This window comes from Sphaerimonospora cavernae (genome assembly GCF_042435035.1).
GTDB classification, from domain to species: Bacteria; Actinomycetota; Actinomycetes; order Streptosporangiales; family Streptosporangiaceae; genus Sphaerimonospora; species Sphaerimonospora cavernae.
The window spans coordinates 607,798-628,033 of sequence record NZ_JBHMQT010000003.1 but is presented as its reverse complement, the minus strand read 5'-3'; the positions used below and the strand labels follow the sequence as shown (position 1 = coordinate 628,033).

Genomic DNA, 20,236 nt, shown 5'->3' with positions numbered 1-20,236 from the left:
CGCGGCGAGAAGGTCACCCCGGTTGGCACGCCGGGCACCAGAAGACCAGCCGTTCGTACGGCTCGGTCCCCCGGCTCGCGGCCGACGGCACCTCGCTGCGGCGGACCGGGGCCCCGCAGCGGCGGCAGGGGCGGCCCGCCCTGCCGTACACGAACATGTTCCTGGCCGGTCGGAGATCACCCGTTGTGACCGGCAGCGATGCGTCCCTGCTCGCGTCCATGAGGTCGTGCGCGAGCCCGGCCAGTGCCTCCAGTTCGTCCGCGGGGATCGACCCGACCATGCGCCAGGGCGAAAGACGCGCGACGAACAGCGTCTCGGCCCGCCAGATCGTGCCCATCCCCGCCATGTTCCGCTGATCCAGCAGCGCTTCCCCGATGCCGCGCTCGGGGCGCCCGCTCAGGTTCCGCGCGGCGAGCCCCGCGTCCCAGTCCGGGCCGAGCAGGTCCGGCCCGAGATGCCCGACGACCCGGTTCTCATGATCTGTGGCCACGAGGTCCACCATGCCCAGCCTGATCCCGGTGGCCTGCCATCGCTCGTTGGCGAGCACGAGCCGCACGATGCCGCCGCCCGGGACCGGGCGCACGCCGGATCCCGGGCGCCCCGCCGGAGTCACCCGCCAGCTTCCGTCCATCCGCAGGTGCGTGTGCACGGTGAGGCCGCCCGACACGCGCGTCAGCAGGTGCTTGCCGCGTGAGACCGTCGTGAGCACCGTACGGCCGCGCAGGTCGGCGGTCGCGTGGCGGGGCACTCGGAAATCGGAACGGGTCAAGATCCGGCCGTCGAGGGCCTCCCTGAGCCGCTTCGCGGTTCGATAGACGGCGTCGCCTTCGGGCATGGCCGTACGGTCAGGCCGGGGGGTGTGAGTTCCACGCCGCGGGATCGGAGGCGAGCTCGGTCACCCGGGCAGGCAGGTCGCCCGTGGCGAGGTGCTCCAGGGTGACCTCCTCGAGGATCGCCCGCTCGCTGGCGCGCAGTGCGATCCACACCTGCTGCAGGGCCTGGGCGGCGCCCTGGTAGCCGACGTGTTCCGGACGCTCGCCCCGGACGTTGGCCAGGGGTCCGTCCACGGCCCTGATCACGTCGGCGAGTGAGATCTGGGCGGCCGACCGAGCCAGGACATAGCCCCCCTCGGGGCCACGCTGGCCACGGACCAGGCCGGCCCGGCGCATCTGCAGCAGGATGTTCTCCAGGTACTTGGGGGGCATGTCCTGTCCCTTGGCCAGCTCGCCGACCGTTGTGGGCCCCTCGCCCGCGGCGGCGAGTTCGGCGGCGGCACGGAGGGCGTAGTCGACGCGGGCGGAAAGTCGCATGTGGTCGATTATCCCGCCTGGTCGGCGTCTGTTGGCCAGGGGCCTCTACGTCGCCGGCCCTCGTGAGCTCGCGGTGGTTCGCCGGTCAGCTGAGGCGGAGCCGTACGACGACCGGAAGATGGTCGGAGAACGGGACCCGAAGGTTCGTGAGCAGCGCGTCGCCCCAGAGCGGATCGGCCGCCGCCGCGAAGTAGTAGCGCATGCCGAGTCCCTGGGCGATCCTGGAAGGGTGATCAACGAGGGCAGGAAGACGTGCAGCGCGTCCATGTGCAGCAGGACGCCGAGGGTGGTGGCGGTCGGAGTTCCGATCAGGGGAGGAATCCACCGCTTCATCGGGATGTCGCGGTGCCCGGCGACCTGTCCGGCCATATGCCAGCCTCTGGCGAAGAAATGAGTGATCCTCGTACTTTGCGGGCGGGACGGCAACAGCTGGATGCTCACGATTCGGCCGATGTGGGCGAGATGTGGGAGCGTTTCCATGGAAGGGCCTGGAGAGCGCTCCATTCGCACGAGGGCTCGGTAAGCTTTCAGGAAGCTTTGTTGGCGATTAAGCGAACCTTTGTTGGCGATTAAACGGGCAGAGTGTGACGGCGTGGCGGGACCGAGCATGGAAAGCAGGAGCATGGAGCGACGTCCTGGCGTGCCCAGGTTGCTCCGGGAGATCAACGACCGGGCCGCCCTGGAACTGCTGCTGGCATCGGGGCCGCTCACTCGTGGCCAGATCGGTGAGCTCACCGGACTGTCGAAGGTCACGGCCTCCCAGACACTGGCGCGCCTGGAAGAACGCGGGCTCGTTGAGGTCGTGGGCGAGCATGCGGGCAACCGCGGGCCGAACGCCGCGCTCTACGGCGTGGTTCCCTCGTGCGCGTACGTGGCAGGCCTCGATGTGGGCCCCGACTCGGTCACCGCGGCGGTGGCCGACATCAAGGGGGACGTCGTGGCGGAGGTGACGGCCTCACCGCACGGCCATGATGACCCCGTGTCGATCGTCCACAACGCGGTGGTGAAGGCATGCCGGTCCGGCCGGGTGGCACTGTCGAAGCTGCGCGGTGTCGTGATCGGCACGCCCGGTGTCGTCGACCCGCGCACCGGCGACGTTCGATTCTCCTTCGATCTGCCGCACTGGCATGAAGGCATTCACGAGGCCCTCGCCAGGGACCTGCGCCGCGTCGTGACCATCGAGAACGACGTGAACCTCGTGGCCATCGCCGAGCGCGCGCAGGGAGCCGCCCAGCAGGTGGACGATTTCGTGCTCGTCTGGGTGGGCCGCGGCATCGGCCTCGCCGTCGTGCTCGACGGGCGACTGCACCGCGGCAGATCGGGCAGCGCGGGCGAGATCGGTTATCTGCCGGTGCCCGGCGTTCCCCTGGCCGAGGACGTCAAAGCCACTCCGGGCCGGCTGCCGTCGCTCGCCGGCGGCCTGCAATCACTCGTCAGTTCCGAGGCCGTCACCGAGCTCGCGGAGACGTACGGCTTCACGGGGAAGACGGCGGCCGAATGCGTGACCGAGGCCGTGGCGGCCGGGCCTCGAGGCGAGCGGCTGCTGGACGAGATCGCCTCGCGTCTCGCGCTCGGGGTGGCGTCGGTGTGCGTGGTGCTCGACCCCGGCCTGGTCCTGCTGGCCGGCGAGGTGGGACGGGCCGGGGGAGCGGACCTGACCTCTCGTGTGGAGGAGGCCGTGGCCCGGATCTGCCCCATCCGGCCCGAGGTCGTCACCAGTGAGGTGGCGGGCAAACCCGTGCTGCGCGGCGCGGTCCTCGCCGCGCTGGAGCGGGCCCGTGAAGAGATCTTCACCTCCACCACCTAACGCCTCCCCGTGATTCCCCCCGCAAGCGATTCCCCCGTGATCTTGCGAATGCTTGCAGGGCACTCCGTTGACCTGCGCGGATCCATCTCGTGATCTTGCAGTTGTTTGCAGGCGATTACCGTGAGCTGCAACGACACCCTTGGTGATCTTGCAGTTGACGTGCAAGTGCAAGATCACTAAGGGTGTATGTGCCGCTCAGGGCGCAGGCCTGCAAGAAAATGCAAGATCATGAAACGCGAAGTGCCTGCTCGCGGCACCCGCTTGCGAGAATTCGCAAGATCATCCCCTGAGGAGGGGGAGGAGAGTCAGTTTGTCAGGAGTTCCACGGCGGCCTGGGCGTTGGCCCGGGCGGCGCCGTATGTCGCGATGTAGGTGGCGGCACCGGGCCGCCAGATGGGCAGGCCCATCTCCATTACGGTGGCATCCGGACGACCGGCGAGCAGCGCGGAGACCAGGGTCCTGGTACCCGGGTATCGGTGGGCGTCCTTCACCACGATGACCAAGGAGCGATCGTGTGAGCGGCCGAGCAGCGCCGCGGCGTCGGCGTCCTCGGGCTTGACCCGGACGACCTCGGCGTTGGGCAGCCACGGCGCGATTCCCCACGGGACGTCGCCGACGGCGATCGTCGGTGGAGTGTCCACCTCGACCACGAGCGGATCGGTCAGCGGTGTCACCGCGCCGGACAGCGCGACCGCACGGCGGGCGGCTTCCAGGCCGATGCCGTTGCTCTCCGCGGGCTTCCGGCGGGGCGCGGCGAACCATTCACGCAGCCGGTCGACCCGCTCGGCCGCCTCCTCCAGGCGAGCGGCCGCGAGCCGGCCCTCGGCGACCGCCTCGGCGATCCCGGTCAGCACGCGCTCGATCTCCTCCGCTGTGGGCAGCGGCCCCAGGCACAGCAGGTCCGAGCCGGCCGCCAGCGAGAGCACCGCGCCGCCGACCAGGCCGACGCCCTCGGTGATGGCGTGCATGTCGAGGGCATCGGAGATCACGACGCCGTCGTAGCCCATCTCACGCCGCAGCAGGGTGGTCAGCGCCTCCCCGCTGAGCGTGGCGGGCAGGTCGCCGGTGAGATCGGGGACCGACACGTGCGCAGTCATGATCGACTTGGTGCCCGCCTCGACGGCGGCCCGGAAGGGGATCAGCTCGCGATCCCACAGCAGTTCGCGGGACGCCGCTACGAGCGGGATCTCCAGGTGCGAGTCCTGGGTGGTCGCGCCGTGGCCGGGGAAGTGCTTGACGCACGCGGCGACCCCCAGGGACTGGAGGCCGCGGACGGCCGCGACCGTGTGCCGCGCGACCAGATCCGACGAGGAGCCGAAGGACCTGGTGCCGATCACCGGGTTGTCGTCGGCGGTGTTGATGTCGGCGACGGGACCCATGTCGAGATTGACCCCGCAGCGGGCGAGATCGGCGCCGATGGAGTGATAGACCCGCTCGGTCAACTCCACGTCGTCGACGGCTCCGAGCGCGGCGTTCCCGGGGTAGGGACTGCCGATGTGGTAGGCGAGCCGGGTGACGTCGCCGCCCTCCTCGTCCAGCGAGATCACGGGGTTTCCTGAGCCGCTCATTTGGGCGGTGAGGCCCGCGACCTGCTCGGGGTCGCGTACGTTGAAGCCGAAGAGGGTCACGCCGCCCAGGCCGCCTTCCAGGCCGCGCAGGACCCAGTCCGGGGCCTGCAGTCCCTGGAAGGAGACAAGCAGCGTGCCGGCCGCGAGACGACGCAGCCCCCGATCGCCAGTGCTCGCGCACACGTCAGACATGCGTCTCGATTCCTTACTGAAAAATTGATGGGTACGGCTCGCGGGCACGGTCGGGTACGGCTACCTCCCTCGTGAGGCGGCAGCCGTAACCGTGCGCTTGTGGGGTTATCCCTTGACAGCGCCCGCGACGAGGCCGGAGACCATGCGCCGCTGGACCAGGAGGAAGAAGATGAGGACCGGGATCATCATCAGCGTCGAGGCGGCCATGATCGCGCCCCAGTCGGTCATCTTCTGTCCCATGAAATACTTGAGGGCGACCGGCATGGTGTATCCGCCCTGATCTTGGATCAGGGTCAGCGCGAAGGCGAACTCGTTCCAGGTGGTGATGAAGGCGAAGATGCTGGTGGCCACCAGGCCGGGGGCGACCAGCGGGAACAGCACCCGCCAGAACGTGGTGAACCGGCTGGCACCGTCGATCCAGGACGCCTCCTCCAGTTCCTTCGGGACCGCCGCGACGAACGTGCGCAGCATCCAGATCGAGAACGGCAGCGTCAGGCCGACGTTGATCACGATCAGACCGAGAAGCTGGTCGGCCAGACCGAGCCGCCTGGCCATCAGGAACAACGGGATCAGCAGCGCCTCCATCGGCACCATCTGGACGATCAGCAGCAGGATCAGGAACGATGCCCGGAAACGGAACCGGAACCTGGACACCGCCGTGGCCGCCAGCAGGGCGAACACCGCGCCGATCAGCACGGTGGCGACCGCCACGATCGCGCTGTTGAGCAGAAACCGCCAGATCGAGTGCCCGGCCACGCCGTTGGTGAACACTGCTTCGACGTGCTCGAGTGTGGGCGGGCTCGGGAACAGGATGAAATCGGTGGTGAAGATCTGGTCGTTCGGCTTGAAGGCCGTGCCGACCATCCAGTAGACGGGGAAGACCGCGACGAGGAACACGATCATCCCGGCGCCATTGAGCGCGAACTTCCCGAGTCGCTTGCGGGCGAGCGGGCTCATCTGACGTCCTCCGTCTTCACGATCTGCCGGACGTACACGAAGGTGATGATCAACAGCATGCCGGTCAGCACTACCGCGATCGCCGCGCCCAGGCCCATCTTCATGGTGCCGCCGAACGCCTCTGCGTACATCCACAGCGAGAGGTTGTACGCGTCGCGGTTCACCGTCCCACCGGCCAGCATGTACAACTGGGTGAAGACCCTGAAGTCCCAGATGATCGACAGCACGATCAGGACCGAGTAGACCGGTCTGAGCATCGGGAGCGTGATCTTCCGGAACGTCGAGACCACCCCCGAGCCGTCCATCTTGGCCGCCTCGTACAGCTCACTGGGGATGCTCTTGAGCCCCGCCAGGATCGACACCGAGATGAACGGGAACGACGCCCACACCACCGCCAGGGTCAGCACCAGGAAGATGGAGAACGCATCGTTGAACCAGGGGTGGCCACTCCAGTCGGATTTGCCGAAGACCAGGTTGGACAGCCAGTCGGGCAGCAGGTTCAGCACCCAGTTCGCGGCGCCGGCGTCAGCGTCGAACAACCACCTCCAGATGATCCCCTGTGCCACGGGCGGCGTGGCCCAGGCGGCCATGACACCGACGATGACGAACAGTGACATCTTGCGGCCGAGCCGGTTGAGCAGCAGGCCGACGAGGGTGCCGACCCCGATCGTCAGGACGACGGCGGCCAGGGCGAAGAAGATCGTGTTGCGTAGCGACGGCCAGAACAGGTCGGAGTCGAAGACCTTCGTGTAGTTGTCAAGGCCCACGAACTCCGGCGGAACCGGGTTGTTCGGCCGGACGTTCTTCAGCTTCATGTCGTAGAAGGACATCTCGGCTACCTGGTACAGCGGATACAGCAGGAGAACTGCGATGACCAGGAGGCCGGGGCCGAGGAGAACGTAGGGAATCAGCCGGGGGGGCAGGCCGGACCCGCGCGAGGCCCGTCTGCGCCGCGACGGGGCGGAGGAAGGACCTCCGCCCCGAACGGTTGTTGACGTATGCGCCATGATCTTTACTGGTTGAGGATGGACTCGACTTCGGTGTTCGCGTCGGCGAGGGCGTCGTCGACGCTCTTCTTGCCCTCGATCACCGCTCTGGCGGCGTTCTGCAGCACCGACTTGACCTCGTTGACGTCACCCCAGTTCGGCGTGGCGGGGTAGGCGTGGGCGACCTTGTAGGCGTCCACGAACGCCTGCTGCTCCGGGTTCTCCTGGGCATACGCGTCAGCCGCCTCCGGGTAGACCGGGATCAGGCCGTTCTCCTTGGCGAACCGGACGCCCCACTCCTTGCCCGTGGCGAGCTTCAGGTACTCGGCGGCGAGTTCCTTGTTCTTGGTGGTTCCCCAGACCGCGAGGTCGTTGCCGCCCATCATGGTCGGGGCGGCACCGTTGCCGTCCTTGGTCGGGATCGGGAAGAAGGCCATCTTCTTCTCGTCGACCTTGCCGTTGCTCTCCTTCTTGATGCTGTCGATGTCCCAGCCCGCGGTGACGTACATGCCGACCTTGTTGTTGGCGAACCGCGTGCGGATATCCGTGCTGTTCTGCGTCAGGCGGCTCTTGCCGGAGACGCCCTCCTTGGCGACCAGGTCGGTGTAGAACTGGAAGCCCTCCTTGGTGCCCGGCTCGGTGAGTTTGCCGACCCACTTGCCGCCTTCGAGCGTCGCATAGTCGCCACCGGCCGACCAGATGAACGGCGACAGCACCGCGTTCGCGTCCGAACCGCCGTTGAAGGCGAAGCCGTCGACGTCCTTGCCCTTCTTGGCCACGATCGTCTTGGCCGTGGCGACGAGTTCGTCCCAGGTCTTGGGGATCTCGAGGCCGAGATCCTTGAACCAGTCCGTGCGGTAGAGGACGGCCCGGGAGCCGCCGCCCCAGGGAACCGCGTAGATCTTGCCCTCTCTGCTCTCGTAGCCCAGCAGGTTCTCCGGGATCTGCTGGAGATCGGCGTCGCCCTTCACCGCGTCGGTGATCTCGGCCAGCGCGTCCTGCTCGACCCAGCCGGGGACCTGGTCGTTACCCATTTCGGTGACGTCGGGCCCCTCGCCGCTGGCCACCGCGGTCGACCACTTGTTCTGTGCGTCGGGCCACGGGATCCACTGGAGGTCGACGTCGGCGCCCGTCTGCTCCTTGAACTTGGCGTTCAGGTCTTCCATGTACTTCACGGCAGCGGGGTTGCTGTCGGGGGAGCCCATCCGCCAGACCTTGAGGGTCTGGCCTTCGAACTTCTTACCGTTCTCCGCCGCCGACGGGGCGGCGGACGAAGAGGAGGAGGAGTCAGATGAGTCGTCGCTGCTGCTGCAGGCGGCGAGGGCAAGAGCCAGAGCAGCGGTCGTGGTGGTCACGGCCGCGATTTTTGCGATCTTCACGTTGGGTATCTCCCTTCCCGGCTTCGCGTCCGGCGAGTGCCTCTCGGGGTTGGCGGCACGCCGCGTACCTGGTCGAGGCGCTCTCCTTTCGGTCGGCGCTCATGGCGTCCCGAGGCTTGATCGGTTGCCTCCGGGGTGGCTGGCGCTAAACTAACAAGAAACTTTCTTATAAGAAACTGGCGTTAGCGGATCGTGACGAGAGGGGAATCAGCCGGTGTCTCAACGACCGGGAACACCAAGGCTGCTCAGGCAGATCAACGACCGCGCGGCACTGGAACTGCTCCTTTCCAAAGGCCCGCTGACCAGGGCCGAGTTGGGAGAGCTTACCGGGCTCTCCAAGGTGACGTCAGGTCAGCTTTTGTCACGATTGGAAAGCAGAGGGCTGGTCACCTCGGCGGGGGAGCGGCCGGGTGGCCGCGGTCCCAACGCGGCCCTCTACGGAGTGAACCCGGCGAGCGCGTACGTCGCGGGCATCGACGTGCTGCCCGACAGCGTCACCGTCGGCGTCGCCGACATCACCGGCACAGTCATCGCGGAGATCAACGTCGATCCGACCGATGCCGGGGACCCGGTGCGAATGGTCCACGGGGCCGTCTCGCGAGCCTGCGCGGCCGCACAGGTCGAGCTGCCCCGGCTGCGCTGCCTGGTGATCGGCACGCGCGGCGTGGTCGATCCTATAAGCGGAGAGGTACGCTACTCCTTCGACCTGCCCGCCTGGCACCTCGGCGTCCTCGCCGGCCTGCGCGACATCCTGGGCGACTGTGTGATCATAGAGAATGACGTCAACCTCGTCGCGCTCGCCGAGCAGACGCATGGCGCGGCCAGGGGCTTGGAGGACTTCGCGATCCTGTGGGCCGGCGTCGGCCAAGGTCTCGGGGTGATGCTCGGCGGCAGGCTGCACAGAGGCATCAGCGGCGGCGCGGGCGAGATCGGCTGGCTGCCCGTCCCCGGTGAGCCGCTGCCGATCGACGTCACTGTCCCGCAGAGCGGGTCCTTCCAGCGTCTCGTCGGGAGGGACGCGCTGGTGGGGCTCGCCCGTGCCCACGGCCTGCACACCGACCTGGGCGCGGACGCCGGCGTCGCGGACCTGGTCCGTACGGCGCTCGCCACCGGCCACCAGAGCTTCCTGGACGAACTGGCGGGACGGCTGGCGATCGGCGTCGCCGCGGTGTCCGTCGTGCTCGACCCCGGACTGGTGGTCCTGAGCGGCGACATCGGCCGCGCCGGGGGGAAGGCGCTGGCGGCCGGAGTCGAGGAGGCGGTGGGCCGCATCTGCCCCAGCCGTCCGACCGTCGCGGTGACCGAGGTCGAGGGCAACCCGGTGCTGAGCGGGGCGATCGTCGCCGCGCTCGGCCGGGCACGCGAGGAGGTCTTCTCCGACACCGTCTGACGGAACATCCTGATTGTGGAGATATTTGCCGACATACTGGTTGGTGTGAAGTGCACCCAGTGCGGCGGTCCAAACCTGGAGCCGGGATTCATCGAAGACGGCGGCGAGCATTCTCAGGGCTATGGCCGCTGGATCGAAGGTCCGCTCGAGCGCGGCGTGTTCGGCGGCGCCAGGCGCCTGGGCAAAGTGCGCTGGATCATCGACGCTTACCGATGCACCCGGTGCTCTCATCTCGAACTGTTCGTCCGCCCGAAAGACTGAACCCGGCCGGCTTCGGGAGGCGGACCGCGCCCTGCTCCGGCCGTCAGGCACGGATGCGCAGGCCGCGTGGCGTCGGGTGGAATCCCGCCGCCTCCAGGGCCGCCGCCAGCGGTGACTCCGCGATGGCGGTCCCATCGGCCCGTTCCACGGTCAGCTTCCCCAGCGCGCCCTGCCGTACGGCCGTCGCCAGCGCGCTCACCGCCGGCCGGAGGTCGTCCGGTTCGTCGTCCGGCCGCTCCGCGTCGCTGAAGGAAAGCAGTGTCTTGCCGCCCCGCTCGACGTAGAGGACCAGCCTCCCCTCCACGAGCACCACCAGTGCGCCCGCCTTGCGTCCCGGCCGATGGGCCACGTCGCCTCCGCGGTCCGGCCATGGCAGGGCCGCGCCGTACGGGTTGGCCGGATCCGCGGCGGCCAGGACCACCGCGCGGCGCGGCGCCGGGCCTGTCCAGGGAGGAGACGGGTACTGCTCGGCGCCCGGCACCGTCATGGAGATCGACGAGGGGACGGTGGACGGACCCGATGCCGCGGCTCGCATACGATCGACCGCCCCCGGGAGAGCGAACTGCGCGCCCCCGAGGCCCTCGACGAAGTAGCCCCGGCGGCACCGGCCGCTCTCCTCGTACGCCCGGAGCACCTGATAGACCGAGGAGAAACCGCCGGGAAGCCGCTCGGCGGCGACGCCGCCCCTGGTCAGCACGCCGTGCCGGTCGAGCAGCACCTCGGCCATGGCCTGCGCCCGCCGGGTGCCGTCGGCAGCCGGATCGGGCACCGGCCACCACCGGCCGCTCACCGTCGGCGGGCCGCTCCTGGTGGGCAGCACAGCCCGCCGGCGCCGGGCAGCCGCGGGCCGGTGGGCCGGCCGCCCCGTGCCCAGGGCCGAGCGGAGCGGGGCCAGCGTGTCTCCGGTCACTCGGCCCGACCACACCAGATCCCACAGCGCCGCCGCCAGCGCCGCGTCGTCCGGCACGCTGCTTCCATACGGGCCGGTCTCACCGCACGGCGCCGCGCCCGCGACGCGGCCGGAAAGTTCGCGGAACAGCAGGGCTCCGCCGCCGCCCAGGATCTCGAGGATCCGCTCGTGCAGCGGGGTCAGCGTGATGTCCTGCGGCGGGGGGAGCAGCAGCGGAGCGGTGTCGGCGAAGTACAGCGACACCCAGCCGTCCCCGCCGGGCAGCGACCCCTGGCCCGCCCAGATCACCTCACCCGAGGAGGTCAGCTCGTCGAGCAGGGCGGGGGAGTAGCCTGCCACCCGGCCCGGCAGGATCAGGGTCTCGAGCGCCGAAGCGGGAACCGCCGCGCCCTGCAGCCGCTCGATCGCGTTGACCAGGTCGTCCATGGCGCGCGCCGGCTGGTGGGCCGCACTCTGCGGTGCAGAGGAGATCGGCGCGATGGCGTGCCACGTGGGGAGGAAAGCGGCCAGCACCTCGGGCGCGACCGGCTCGACCTCTTTGCGTAGCCGGGCCAGCGATCTGCGGCGCAGCAGCCGCAGCACACCCGCGTCGCACCACTCCTCACCCCGGCAACCCGGCCGGAACTCGCCACCGACCACCCGGCCGGCCGCGGACAGGCGGCGCAGGGTGTCCTCGACCACGGCGACGCCCACGCCGAAACGGGCGGCCGCCGTCCCGGACGAGAACGGCCCTCGCGTACGGGCATGCCGGGCGACCAGATCACCCAGCGGGTCAGGGCCGTGAGGCACGAACCCCCGGGCAGCGGAACCGGCGGAGGCTGTGCCACCCGTGCCTGTGCCACCCGTGCCGGCGCCGCTCATATTCGGGGGCTCCAGGAACTCGTGCGGCACGCCCACCGGGAGCGGCACGCCGAGCGCGTCCCGCAGCCGCCACGCGTCCTCGACCGCGGCCCACTGCTCGTGGCCCGCCAGGCGCACGCGGATGGCGCGACGTGCCCCTTCCAACCCGGCCAGCCAGGCGGGGTCTCCCTCACGGATCGAGACGTCCTCAGCCGACAGCGGGCCGTGGGAACGCAGCAGGTCGGCGAGGTCCTCGACATCCCGGAGCGGCCGGTCCAGCCGGGCCAGCTCCCGTTCGACCTCCGTGACGACATCGGGGTCGAGCAGCTCGCGCAGATCGGCCTGACCGAGCAGCTCGGCCAGCAGCGCCGTGTCGAGGGCCAGCGCCTGGGCACGGCGCTCGGCCAACGGGGCGTCGCCCTCGTACATGAAAGCGCCGACGTAGTTGAACAGCAATGACGCGGCGAACGGCGACGGCTGGGCGGTCTCCACTTCGACGACCCGCACTTTCCGGGCCGCCACGTCCCGCATGAGCCCGACCAGGCCCGGTACGTCGAAGACGTCCTGCAGGCACTCGCGCATCGTTTCCAGCACGACAGGGAAATTCGCGTACCTGCTCGCGACGCCGAGCAGGTGCGCCGCCCGTTGGCGCTGCCGCCACAGCGGAGTCCGCCTGCCCGGGCTGCGGCGCGGCAGCAGCAGCGACCGTCCGGCGCACTCGCGGAACCGCGCCGCGAACAGCGCCGAGCCGCCCAGTTCCTCCGTGACGATCTGCTCGATCTCCTCCGCGTCGAAGGCTGCGACATCGGTCGGCGCCTCGTCCAGCGTGTCCGAGATCTGCAGGACGATCCCGTCGTCGGAGTGGACGGCCTGGACATCGACGCCGTACCGCTCGCGCAGCCGCCGCCCGATGGCGAGCGCCCACGGGGCGTGCACCCGCGCGCCGTACGGCGAGTGGATCACCACCCGCCAGTCGCCCAGCTCGTCATGGAAGCGCTCCACCACGAGCGTCCGGTCGTCCGGCACATAGCCGGTCGCCGCCCGCTGCTCGGCCAGATAGGCGAGCAGGTTGCCGGTGGCGAACTCATCCAGCCCAGCGGCCCTGACCCGGTCGTGCGCCGACTCGGACGTGGACAGTTCGCGAAGAAACGTGCCGATCGCCCGGCCCAGCTCGGCGGGCCGTCCGGGAGCGTCGCCATGCCAGAACGGCAGCTTCCCCGGGCGGCCGGGGGCGGGCGAGACCAGCACGCGGTCCGTGGTGATGTCCTCGATCCGCCACGAGGTCGCGCCGAGCACGAACACGTCGCCCACCCGCGACTCGTAGACCATCTCCTCGTCCAGCTCGCCGACCCGGGTCGAGGGCCTGGCCGAGGTGCCGGAGCCGCCGCCCCCGGCGAGGAACACGCCGAACAGGCCGCGATCGGGGATCGTGCCGCCGTTGGTCACCGCCAGCCGCTGCGCTCCCGGCCGGCCGCGCAGTGTGCCGGTCACCCGATCCCACACGATGCGCGGTCGCAACTCGGCGAACTCCTCACTCGGATAACGCCCCGCCAGCATGTCGAGCGTCGCCTCCAGCGCCGATCGCGGCAGCGTCGCGTACGGCGCGGCCCGCCGGACCAGGGCCTCCAGCGAGTCGACCGTCCACTCGTCGAGCGCGGTCATCGCGACGATCTGCTGGGCAAGCACGTCGAGGGGATTACGCGGGTAGCGGATCTCCTCGATCCGGCCGGTCTTCATACGCTCGGCGACCACGGCCGTCTGGATGAGATCACCGCGATATTTGGGGAAGATCACCCCGCGGGACACCGCGCCGACCTGGTGCCCGGCCCGGCCGATGCGTTGCAGGCCGCTCGCGACGCTCGGCGGCGACTCGACGCAGGCCACCAGATCGACCGTGCCCATGTCGATGCCCAGCTCCAGACTGGAGGTGGCGACCACGGCGGGCAGGCGGCCCGACTTCAGCGCCTCCTCGATCTGGGACCGCTCCTCCTTGGAGACCGATCCGTGGTGGGCGCGCACGACCTCGGGCACCGCCCCGTTCGACGCCCCCGCCTGCGCCATCATCGCGGCCGGCCCGGCCTGCGAGATCGGTGGGACCGCTGGGCTCCCCGAGCCGTACCCCAGGCCATCCCCCGGACCATCGACCGCGCCGCCGCGCCGTTCCCAGGCCAGCTCGTTGAGCCGCGTGCACAGGCGCTCGGACAGCCGCCGTGAGTTGGCGAAGACGATCGTGGACCGATGGGCCTCGATGAGGTCGAGGAGGCGCTCCTCCACGTGCGGCCAGATGCTGCGGCGGTGTTCGGTGGGCTCCCCGACCATGCCCGTGATCTCGTCCGGGGTGGCCATCCCGGGAGGGGGCGGGGCGAGCTCCGTCATGTCCTCGACCGGGACCATGACGTCGACCTCGATGACCTTCTCGGCGGGCGGCTGCACCACGGCGGCCGGGCGGGAGCCGCCCAGGAACGCCGCGACCTCGGCGACCGGCCGCACGGTCGCGGACAGGCCGATGCGCTGAGCAGGCCTGGGCAGCAGGGCGTCGAGCCGCTCCAGCGTCAGCGCGAGATGGGCGCCGCGTTTGGTCGCGGCGACCGCGTGAACCTCGTCCACGATCACCGTCTCCACCCCGCGCAGCGCCTCCCGCGCCTGCGAGGTGAGGATCAGGAACAGCGACTCGGGTGTGGTGATCAGGACCTCGGCCGGTTTCGCGGCGAAACGGCGACGGTCTTCCGCGCTCGTGTCGCCCGACCGGATGGCCACCGATATCTCGGGCACCGGACGGCCGAGCCGCGCCGCCGTCTGCCTGATCCCGGTGAGCGGGGCGCGCAGGTTCCGCTCGACGTCGACGGCGAGCGCCTTCAGCGGCGAGACGTACACCACGCGGCACAGCCGCTCGACTCGGGAGGTCCCGGCGGTGCCGGTTTCGAGGGTGCCGGTCGTCTGCTCGGCGGCCAGCCGGTCGATCGCCCACAGGAAGGCGGCCAGGGTCTTTCCCGAACCGGTGGGGGCGACCACCAGCGTGTTGTCGCCGCGCGAGATCGACGACCAGGCGCCCTCCTGGGCCTTCGTCGGCGCGGCGAACGCGCCGGTGAACCACTGCCTGGTCACCGTGCTGAAACCGTCGAGCGCGCTCACCCGCCCATAATGCCTCCGCCCACTGACAGAAATCGCCCCACGAGACGGAGAAGATCGCCGTCGGAGCGGGACGGGCGGCCGCCGGGGCGGACCATACTTGAGGGATGCGCCTCACTGACTTCTGGAGCCGGATGCACCGCCACTTCGGAGAGGCGTACGCGGAGTCATGGGCGAAGGACTACGTCCTCGCCGAGCTCGGCGGCCGGACGGTCGAGCAGGCCATCGCCGAGGGGATCTCCGCCAAACGGGTCTGGCACGCCGTCTGCCAGGTCGAGGACGTGGATCCGAAGCTCCGCTGACCTGCCCTTGCCGCCACGCTTCCTTCACCGCCGCTCCTCTACTTGAACGGTAGTTGAGTGCTTGCTAACGTTTTGAGTGGATGAGGGAGGAGGAAGGACATGAACGCTGAAGAAGGACTCTCTCCCGACCAGGCGCTGCGCGAGGTGAGCAGGGTCGACGGCCGGGTGCGCGACTCCTCGCGTGGACCCGGCTGGATGTTCCTGATCGTCGGTGTGGCCACCATGGTCTACTGGCCGGTCGAATTCCTCACGAAGGGCGTCGGACCTGCTATCGCGGGAGTGGGCTGGATCATCCTGACGATCGCGGCATGCGCGTACTGGTTCCGCCTTCCGGTGTACGAGCAGCGCCTGATGCGGATCAACAGGCAGGTCTCCGTCGTCTACGTGCTGGCCTGCCTGGTCACATTCGTGGTCGGTGCGTTCGTCGCCCCCAGGCATCCGACACCGGTCGGATGGGCTGTCATTCTGGTCGTGCTGGCCGTGATCTCCGGAGCGATCCCCCTCTACGGGTCGTGGCGGCTGCTGCTGGTCAGGCGATGAGCACACATCCGCGCCACGAGCTGGACGAGATCATCCACGCGCCGGTCCGGCTGTCCATCATGGCGGCGCTGGCGGCCGCCGAGAAGGCCGACTTCCGGTTCCTGCGCGACACGATCGAGGTCAGCGACTCCTTGCTCTCCAAGCACATCCTCACCCTGGAAGAGGCCGGATACGTCCGCGTGGACAAGACCTTCGTCGGGAAGCGGGCGCGCACCTGGCTCTCGCTGACCGACCGCGGACGGGCCGCGTTCAAGAACTACATGGACGTACTCCACAGGATCACCGAAGGAACCCCCCTTGCTTGAAATCGATAACCTACGCAAACGCTACGGAGACAAGGTCGCCCTCGACGGGGTGAGCTTCGCCGTACGGCCCGGCGAGATGTTCGGCTTCGTCGGAGCCAACGGCGCCGGCAAGACCACGACCATGCGGATCATCATGGGCGTCCTCGAGGCCGACTCGGGCGAGGTTCGTCACGAGGGCCGCCCCGTCACGTACGAGGACCGCCGCGCGTACGGCTACATGCCGGAGGAGCGCGGGCTCTACCAGAAGATGAAGGTCGCCGAGCAGGTCGAATACTTCGGCAGGCTCCACGGGCGCACCCCGGCCGCGGCTCGCCGGACCACCGCCGAACTGCTCGAACGGCTCGGCCTCGTCGAGCGGCGCGGCGACGCGGTCGAGGCGCTGTCGCTGGGCAACCAGCAGCGCGTTCAGCTCGCGGTGGCGCTCGTGCACGATCCGGCGGTGCTGATCCTCGATGAGCCGTTCTCCGGCCTCGACCCGCTCGCCGTGGACGCACTCGCCGAAGTGCTGAAGGACCGGGCGGCATCCGGCGTCCCGGTCATCTTCTCCAGCCACCAGCTCGAACTGGTCGAACGGCTCTGCGACTCGGTCGGCATCATCTCGGCGGGCCGCATGGTCGCCTGCGGCTCGGTGGCCGAGCTGCGCGCCGGAGAGGGACGCGGGCTGCTCAAGGTCGTCGTCCGGGGCGCCGCACCGGGCTGGGCCGAGGGGCTTCCCGGCGAGGTCACCGTGGACGGCGACCGGCAGGTGCTGCTCAGCGCCGACGGCGACGACCAGACCATCCTCCGCCGTGCCGTACAGGCGGGACACGTCGAGCACTTCGGTCGGCAGGAGCCGACACTCGTGGAGATCTTCCGAGAGGCGGTCGCATGAACGGGCTGTGGCTGGTGGCGCAGCGGGAGATCCGCACGCGCATCAGGACGAAGGGTTTCATCGTCAGCCTGATGATCACCGCTGTGCTGGTGGGCGCGTTCGCGTTCATCCCGAAGCTGTTCGGCGGGAACGACACCTACGACGTGGGCGTCGTCGGTACGGCTCCGGCCGCCGTCGAGCAGGTGAAGTTCGTGACGTACGCCGATGAGGCGGCCGCGCGAAAGGCAGTGATCGACGGGGACGTCGACGCCGCCCTGATCGACGATCAGACCGTGCTGGCCGACGGCGAGATCAACGACCGGCTCGGCCTCATCCTGCAGAGCGCCCACCGCGACGCCCAGATCAAGCAGGCCGGTCTCACGATCACTCCGCTGCGTGTCGTGTCCGTCGGGGCCGACGCCGCCTACGAGGGAGTGCGAGCCGGTCTCGCCATGCTGTTGATGATGATGCTGTTCTTCCTGCTCATCTACTCCGCGATGTTCGTGGCGATGGGCGTGGTCGAGGAGAAGGGCAGCCGGATCGTCGAGATCCTGCTCACCTCCGTGCGGCCCTGGCAGCTCCTGGGCGGCAAGATCGTCGGCCTGGGCGTGCTCGGTCTGATCAACCTCGGCGTCGTCATCGCGGTCGGCCTCGGTGCGGCCGTCGCCAGCGGGCTCGCCACGGATCTCCCGCCGGGAATGGCCGGGATCGTGATCAGCGCGGTGGTGTGGTTCATCCTGGGCTACGCCTTCTTCTCGACGCTCGCCGCCGCATTCGGCTCGCTGGTCTCCAGACAGGAGGAGCTCAACGGTGTGCTGACGCCGATGACGATGCTGATGACGCTGACCTATCTGGTGTCGTACCTGGCGGCCGCCGAGCCGACCGGAACGCCGGCCAGGATCCTGTCACTGATCCCGCCGTTCTCCTCGATGGTCATGCCGGTGCGCACCGCGGCGGCGGAGGTGCCGCTCGGGGAGATCGTCCTCGCCGCGGCACTGATGATCGCGGCGGTCGTGGTCGTGCTGCTCGCCGGCGCCCGCGTCTACGAGCGGGCCGTGCTCCGTACCGGCGCTCGCGTCAAGCTCGGCGAGGTCATCCGATAGACAGCGCCTGCGCACAGGCCCCGGTCGCCGAAGGCCGCCCCGACCTTGAGATCGGGGCGGCCTTCGCGCCTTGGGGAATGGAGAGACGGGCAACGCTCAGACGGGTTGGGACAGCAGCTTCCTGATCCTGTCGGCCGCCAGGCCGGGCTCATCGGCGTTCTCCTGTCCGTCGGGGGACCACAGGAACACCCAGCCCTCCTTGGCAGGGGAGGCGAAGACGATCGTCTGCTTCCTGGTGCGCGGGTGCCAGATCCACAGCACCGGCTCCTCCCCGCCGATCATCCGGCTGGCGAGCCCCCGCTCCGGAAGCTGCCCGGCGAGGGTTTCCAGGAGGGAACGGCGCCGCCAGCCGTACTCACTGGTGCTCGTCACCGTCGCCGCCTTCTCCGGGGATCCGACTTTCCTACAAGCATTGCCGCAGGTCAGTCAGCTGACAACCATGCCGGGGTAAGGCCCGGACATCTAACGGAGAGGTTCGGGTCAGGCCAGCCCCGCGTCGTGCGCGAGGAGCGCGATCTGGGTCCGGTTGTCGAGGCCGAGCTTGCTCAGGATGTTGGAGACGTGCGCCTTGACCGTGGTCACGCTCATGTACAGCTCAGCGGCGATCTCGGCATTGGTCCGGCCCCGCGCCACGGCGAGAACCACGTCGTTCTCGCGAGGGCTGAGGACGGCCAGGGCGGCGCGAGCCCGCTCGTACGCCCCTGCCTGGATGACCGCGCGGTCCATCAGCCTACGGGTGATCCGGGGCGACAGGATCGGGTCTCCCGCGGCGACGCGACGGACCGCGTCGACGATCTGCGCGGGTGGGGTGTCCTTCAGAAGGAAGCCGCCGGCGCCGGCGCGCAGCGCGTACAGGATGTTCTCGTCGGTGTCGAACGTGGTGAGCACGATGACCTCGGGCGGGTGAGGCCGGCGCCGCAGCCCGCGGGTGGCGGTGATGCCGTCGACACGCGGCATCCGCAGATCCATGAGCACGACATCCGGGGCGTGGGCATCGGCGGCAGCCGGCACCTCGTCGCCGTCGGCTGCCTCACCCACCACACAGATGCCGTGGATCCCGTCGAGCATCATGGACAGCCCGGCGCGAACGAGGGCGTCATCGTCCACGAGGAGCACCCTGAGGGGACGGCTCACGCCGGCCATGGTAGCCAGGCCCGCAAGTGGAACTCGTCGCCGGCGGTCACCTCGTGGTCGAGCCTTCCGCCGGCGAGGCGCACCCGCTCGGTCAGCCCGACCAGGCCGGTGCCGGTGCCGGGCGTGATCGGCAGGGCGATCTCAACTCCCCGCAGCGGGTTGCGCATGTCGATCGTCAGCCGGTCACCGGGCCGGCCCTCCAACACCACCTGGACCGGTCGGCCTGCGGCGTGCTTCCTGGCGTTGGTCAGCCCCTCCTGTACGACCCGGTAGGCGGTCCGAGCGGCAGCGGCGGGCAACGTCGCCGGATCCGTCACCTTGTCACTCAACAGCACCTGCTCCCCGGCGTCGCGAGACTCCTCGATGAGCCTGGGGAGATCGGCCAGGCCGGGTTGCGGCCGCTCGCCCGAGTCGTGGTCCTCGTCGCGCAGCAGGTTGATCACCTCGCGGAGTTCGCCGAGTGCCTGGTGCACTCCAGTACGGATCACGCCCGCGGCACGTGAGAGCTGCTCGGGCGGGGAGTCCGGACGGTATTCCAACGCGCCCGCGTAGGTGGCCAGCAGCGACAGCCGGTGGGCCAGCACGTCGTGCATCTCCCTGGCGATGCGATCGCGCTCAAGCATCCGCGCCTCGGCCACCCGCCGGCCCTGCTCGGCCTCGGCGCGGCGGGCACGCTCGCGCAACGAGGTGATGACCGCGCGACGGGACTGAGCCAGCGCACCCCAGCCGACCAGAGCGCCGTACGCGATCGTGATCAGGACCAGCCACCAGCCGAAGGAGATTCCGCCGTTGGGCTGCCACGCACCCTGCACCGCGTGCGCGGCGATCCCGGCCGTGGCGACGGCGGCCGCGACCGGAAAACCGCGCCGCCGAGCGACCTGCAGCGCGCCCATCGTGGCCGCAGGGGTGGCCACGGGCGACAGCGCCGCCAACACAGTCAGCCCCAGCGCACCGCCGACCGGCCGCCACAGCACGACAGGTGACAAAACACAGCTCAACACCCCGATCGTGATGTCGAGCCCCAGCAGCGGCTCCGCCGGGTGCGCGTCCAACCGCCTCCAGATCGTCAGCGCGGCCAGGATCCCCACCCCGGCGATCACACAGGCCACCATGGTGGCTCCTGGGACACGCCGAAGCTCGGATCCCGCCTCCGCATCGCAGTAGATCTCGCCGCTCACCAGGCAAGGCTAGATCCGGGCACCACGGTGGCGGCACCTACCAAAGTAGGAGCGATGCCGTACCGAGGTCGGGATCACAGCGGCCGCCTGCCCGA

Annotated in this window: 18 protein-coding genes; 8 read left to right on the top strand and 10 right to left on the bottom strand. The window is 69.6% G+C overall.

The window, feature by feature from the left end; genetic code table 11:
• Positions 1–13: 13 nt before the first annotated feature.
• The gene (locus tag ACFHYQ_RS03415; protein ID WP_394299543.1) at positions 14–835 is read right to left on the bottom strand and encodes an Fpg/Nei family DNA glycosylase; all 822 of its coding nucleotides are present in this window, start codon (positions 833–835) and stop codon (positions 14–16) included.
• Between the two features lie 10 nt (positions 836–845).
• Positions 846–1,310 (bottom strand): RrF2 family transcriptional regulator, encoded by a 465-nt coding sequence (locus ACFHYQ_RS03410; protein ID WP_394299542.1) that lies wholly within the window; start codon positions 1,308–1,310, stop codon positions 846–848.
• Between the two features lie 622 nt (positions 1,311–1,932).
• Between ACFHYQ_RS03410 and ACFHYQ_RS03405 the strand changes: the two genes are divergently transcribed.
• Positions 1,933–3,117, top strand: a complete 1,185-nt coding sequence (locus ACFHYQ_RS03405; RefSeq protein ID WP_204011810.1) for an ROK family transcriptional regulator — start codon at positions 1,933–1,935, stop codon at positions 3,115–3,117.
• Between the two features lie 305 nt (positions 3,118–3,422).
• Here ACFHYQ_RS03405 and ACFHYQ_RS03400 read toward each other — a convergent pair whose 3' ends face one another.
• The 4 genes from ACFHYQ_RS03400 to ACFHYQ_RS03385 form a co-directional block, all read right to left on the bottom strand.
• Positions 3,423–4,877, bottom strand: coding sequence for a glycoside hydrolase family 3 protein (locus tag ACFHYQ_RS03400; protein WP_394299541.1), 1,455 nt, complete (start codon positions 4,875–4,877; stop codon positions 3,423–3,425).
• Between the two features lie 105 nt (positions 4,878–4,982).
• Complete coding sequence (locus ACFHYQ_RS03395; RefSeq protein WP_394299540.1) at positions 4,983–5,834, bottom strand: carbohydrate ABC transporter permease; 852 nt, start codon at positions 5,832–5,834, stop codon at positions 4,983–4,985.
• The gene (locus ACFHYQ_RS03390) at positions 5,831–6,841 is read right to left on the bottom strand and encodes a carbohydrate ABC transporter permease (protein ID WP_394299539.1); all 1,011 of its coding nucleotides are present in this window, start codon (positions 6,839–6,841) and stop codon (positions 5,831–5,833) included. Before ACFHYQ_RS03390 ends, ACFHYQ_RS03395 begins: the two co-directional genes overlap by 4 nt.
• Positions 6,842–6,846: 5 nt before the next feature.
• Complete coding sequence (locus tag ACFHYQ_RS03385) at positions 6,847–8,199, bottom strand: sugar ABC transporter substrate-binding protein (protein ID WP_394299538.1); 1,353 nt, start codon at positions 8,197–8,199, stop codon at positions 6,847–6,849.
• Positions 8,200–8,413: 214 nt separating this feature from the next.
• On the opposite strand from ACFHYQ_RS03385, the gene ACFHYQ_RS03380 reads away from it, so the two are divergent.
• Positions 8,414–9,589, top strand: a complete 1,176-nt coding sequence (locus ACFHYQ_RS03380) for an ROK family transcriptional regulator (RefSeq protein WP_394299537.1) — start codon at positions 8,414–8,416, stop codon at positions 9,587–9,589.
• 15 nt (positions 9,590–9,604) lie between these two features.
• The gene (locus tag ACFHYQ_RS03375) at positions 9,605–9,850 is read left to right on the top strand and encodes a hypothetical protein (RefSeq protein ID WP_204011795.1); all 246 of its coding nucleotides are present in this window, start codon (positions 9,605–9,607) and stop codon (positions 9,848–9,850) included.
• Between the two features lie 43 nt (positions 9,851–9,893).
• Here ACFHYQ_RS03375 and ACFHYQ_RS03370 read toward each other — a convergent pair whose 3' ends face one another.
• A complete protein-coding gene (locus tag ACFHYQ_RS03370; protein WP_394299536.1) occupies positions 9,894–14,732 on the bottom strand; it encodes an Lhr family helicase in 4,839 nt (1,612 codons plus the stop codon).
• A 104-nt stretch (positions 14,733–14,836) separates the two neighbouring features.
• On the opposite strand from ACFHYQ_RS03370, the gene ACFHYQ_RS03365 reads away from it, so the two are divergent.
• The 5 genes from ACFHYQ_RS03365 to ACFHYQ_RS03345 all read left to right on the top strand — a co-directional run bounded on the left by ACFHYQ_RS03365 (position 14,837) and on the right by ACFHYQ_RS03345 (position 17,829).
• The gene (locus tag ACFHYQ_RS03365; protein WP_394299535.1) at positions 14,837–15,031 is read left to right on the top strand and encodes a DUF3046 domain-containing protein; all 195 of its coding nucleotides are present in this window, start codon (positions 14,837–14,839) and stop codon (positions 15,029–15,031) included.
• Positions 15,032–15,130: 99 nt separating this feature from the next.
• Positions 15,131–15,571, top strand: coding sequence for a hypothetical protein (locus ACFHYQ_RS03360; RefSeq protein WP_394299534.1), 441 nt, complete (start codon positions 15,131–15,133; stop codon positions 15,569–15,571).
• Positions 15,568–15,876 (top strand): winged helix-turn-helix domain-containing protein, encoded by a 309-nt coding sequence (locus ACFHYQ_RS03355; protein ID WP_204011910.1) that lies wholly within the window; start codon positions 15,568–15,570, stop codon positions 15,874–15,876. The genes ACFHYQ_RS03360 and ACFHYQ_RS03355 overlap by 4 nt, the downstream gene beginning before the upstream one ends.
• Positions 15,869–16,747: an ABC transporter ATP-binding protein gene (locus tag ACFHYQ_RS03350; protein WP_394299533.1), complete on the top strand. Its 879-nt coding sequence runs from the start codon at positions 15,869–15,871 to the stop codon at positions 16,745–16,747. The genes ACFHYQ_RS03355 and ACFHYQ_RS03350 overlap by 8 nt, the downstream gene beginning before the upstream one ends.
• Positions 16,744–17,829 (top strand): ABC transporter permease, encoded by a 1,086-nt coding sequence (locus tag ACFHYQ_RS03345; protein WP_394299532.1) that lies wholly within the window; start codon positions 16,744–16,746, stop codon positions 17,827–17,829. The genes ACFHYQ_RS03350 and ACFHYQ_RS03345 overlap by 4 nt, the downstream gene beginning before the upstream one ends.
• 96 nt (positions 17,830–17,925) lie before the next feature.
• On the opposite strand, the gene ACFHYQ_RS03340 is transcribed toward ACFHYQ_RS03345, so the two are convergent.
• The 3 genes from ACFHYQ_RS03340 to ACFHYQ_RS03330 all read right to left on the bottom strand — a co-directional run bounded on the left by ACFHYQ_RS03340 (position 17,926) and on the right by ACFHYQ_RS03330 (position 20,141).
• Positions 17,926–18,201, bottom strand: coding sequence for a hypothetical protein (locus tag ACFHYQ_RS03340; protein ID WP_204011771.1), 276 nt, complete (start codon positions 18,199–18,201; stop codon positions 17,926–17,928).
• Positions 18,202–18,309: 108 nt separating this feature from the next.
• Positions 18,310–18,972 carry a response regulator gene (locus ACFHYQ_RS03335; RefSeq protein ID WP_394299531.1) on the bottom strand — a complete coding sequence of 221 codons (663 nt, stop codon included), beginning with the start codon at positions 18,970–18,972 and terminating at the stop codon, positions 18,310–18,312.
• A complete protein-coding gene (locus tag ACFHYQ_RS03330) occupies positions 18,960–20,141 on the bottom strand; it encodes a sensor histidine kinase (protein ID WP_394299530.1) in 1,182 nt (393 codons plus the stop codon). Before ACFHYQ_RS03330 ends, ACFHYQ_RS03335 begins: the two co-directional genes overlap by 13 nt.
• Positions 20,142–20,236: the final 95 nt, after the last annotated feature.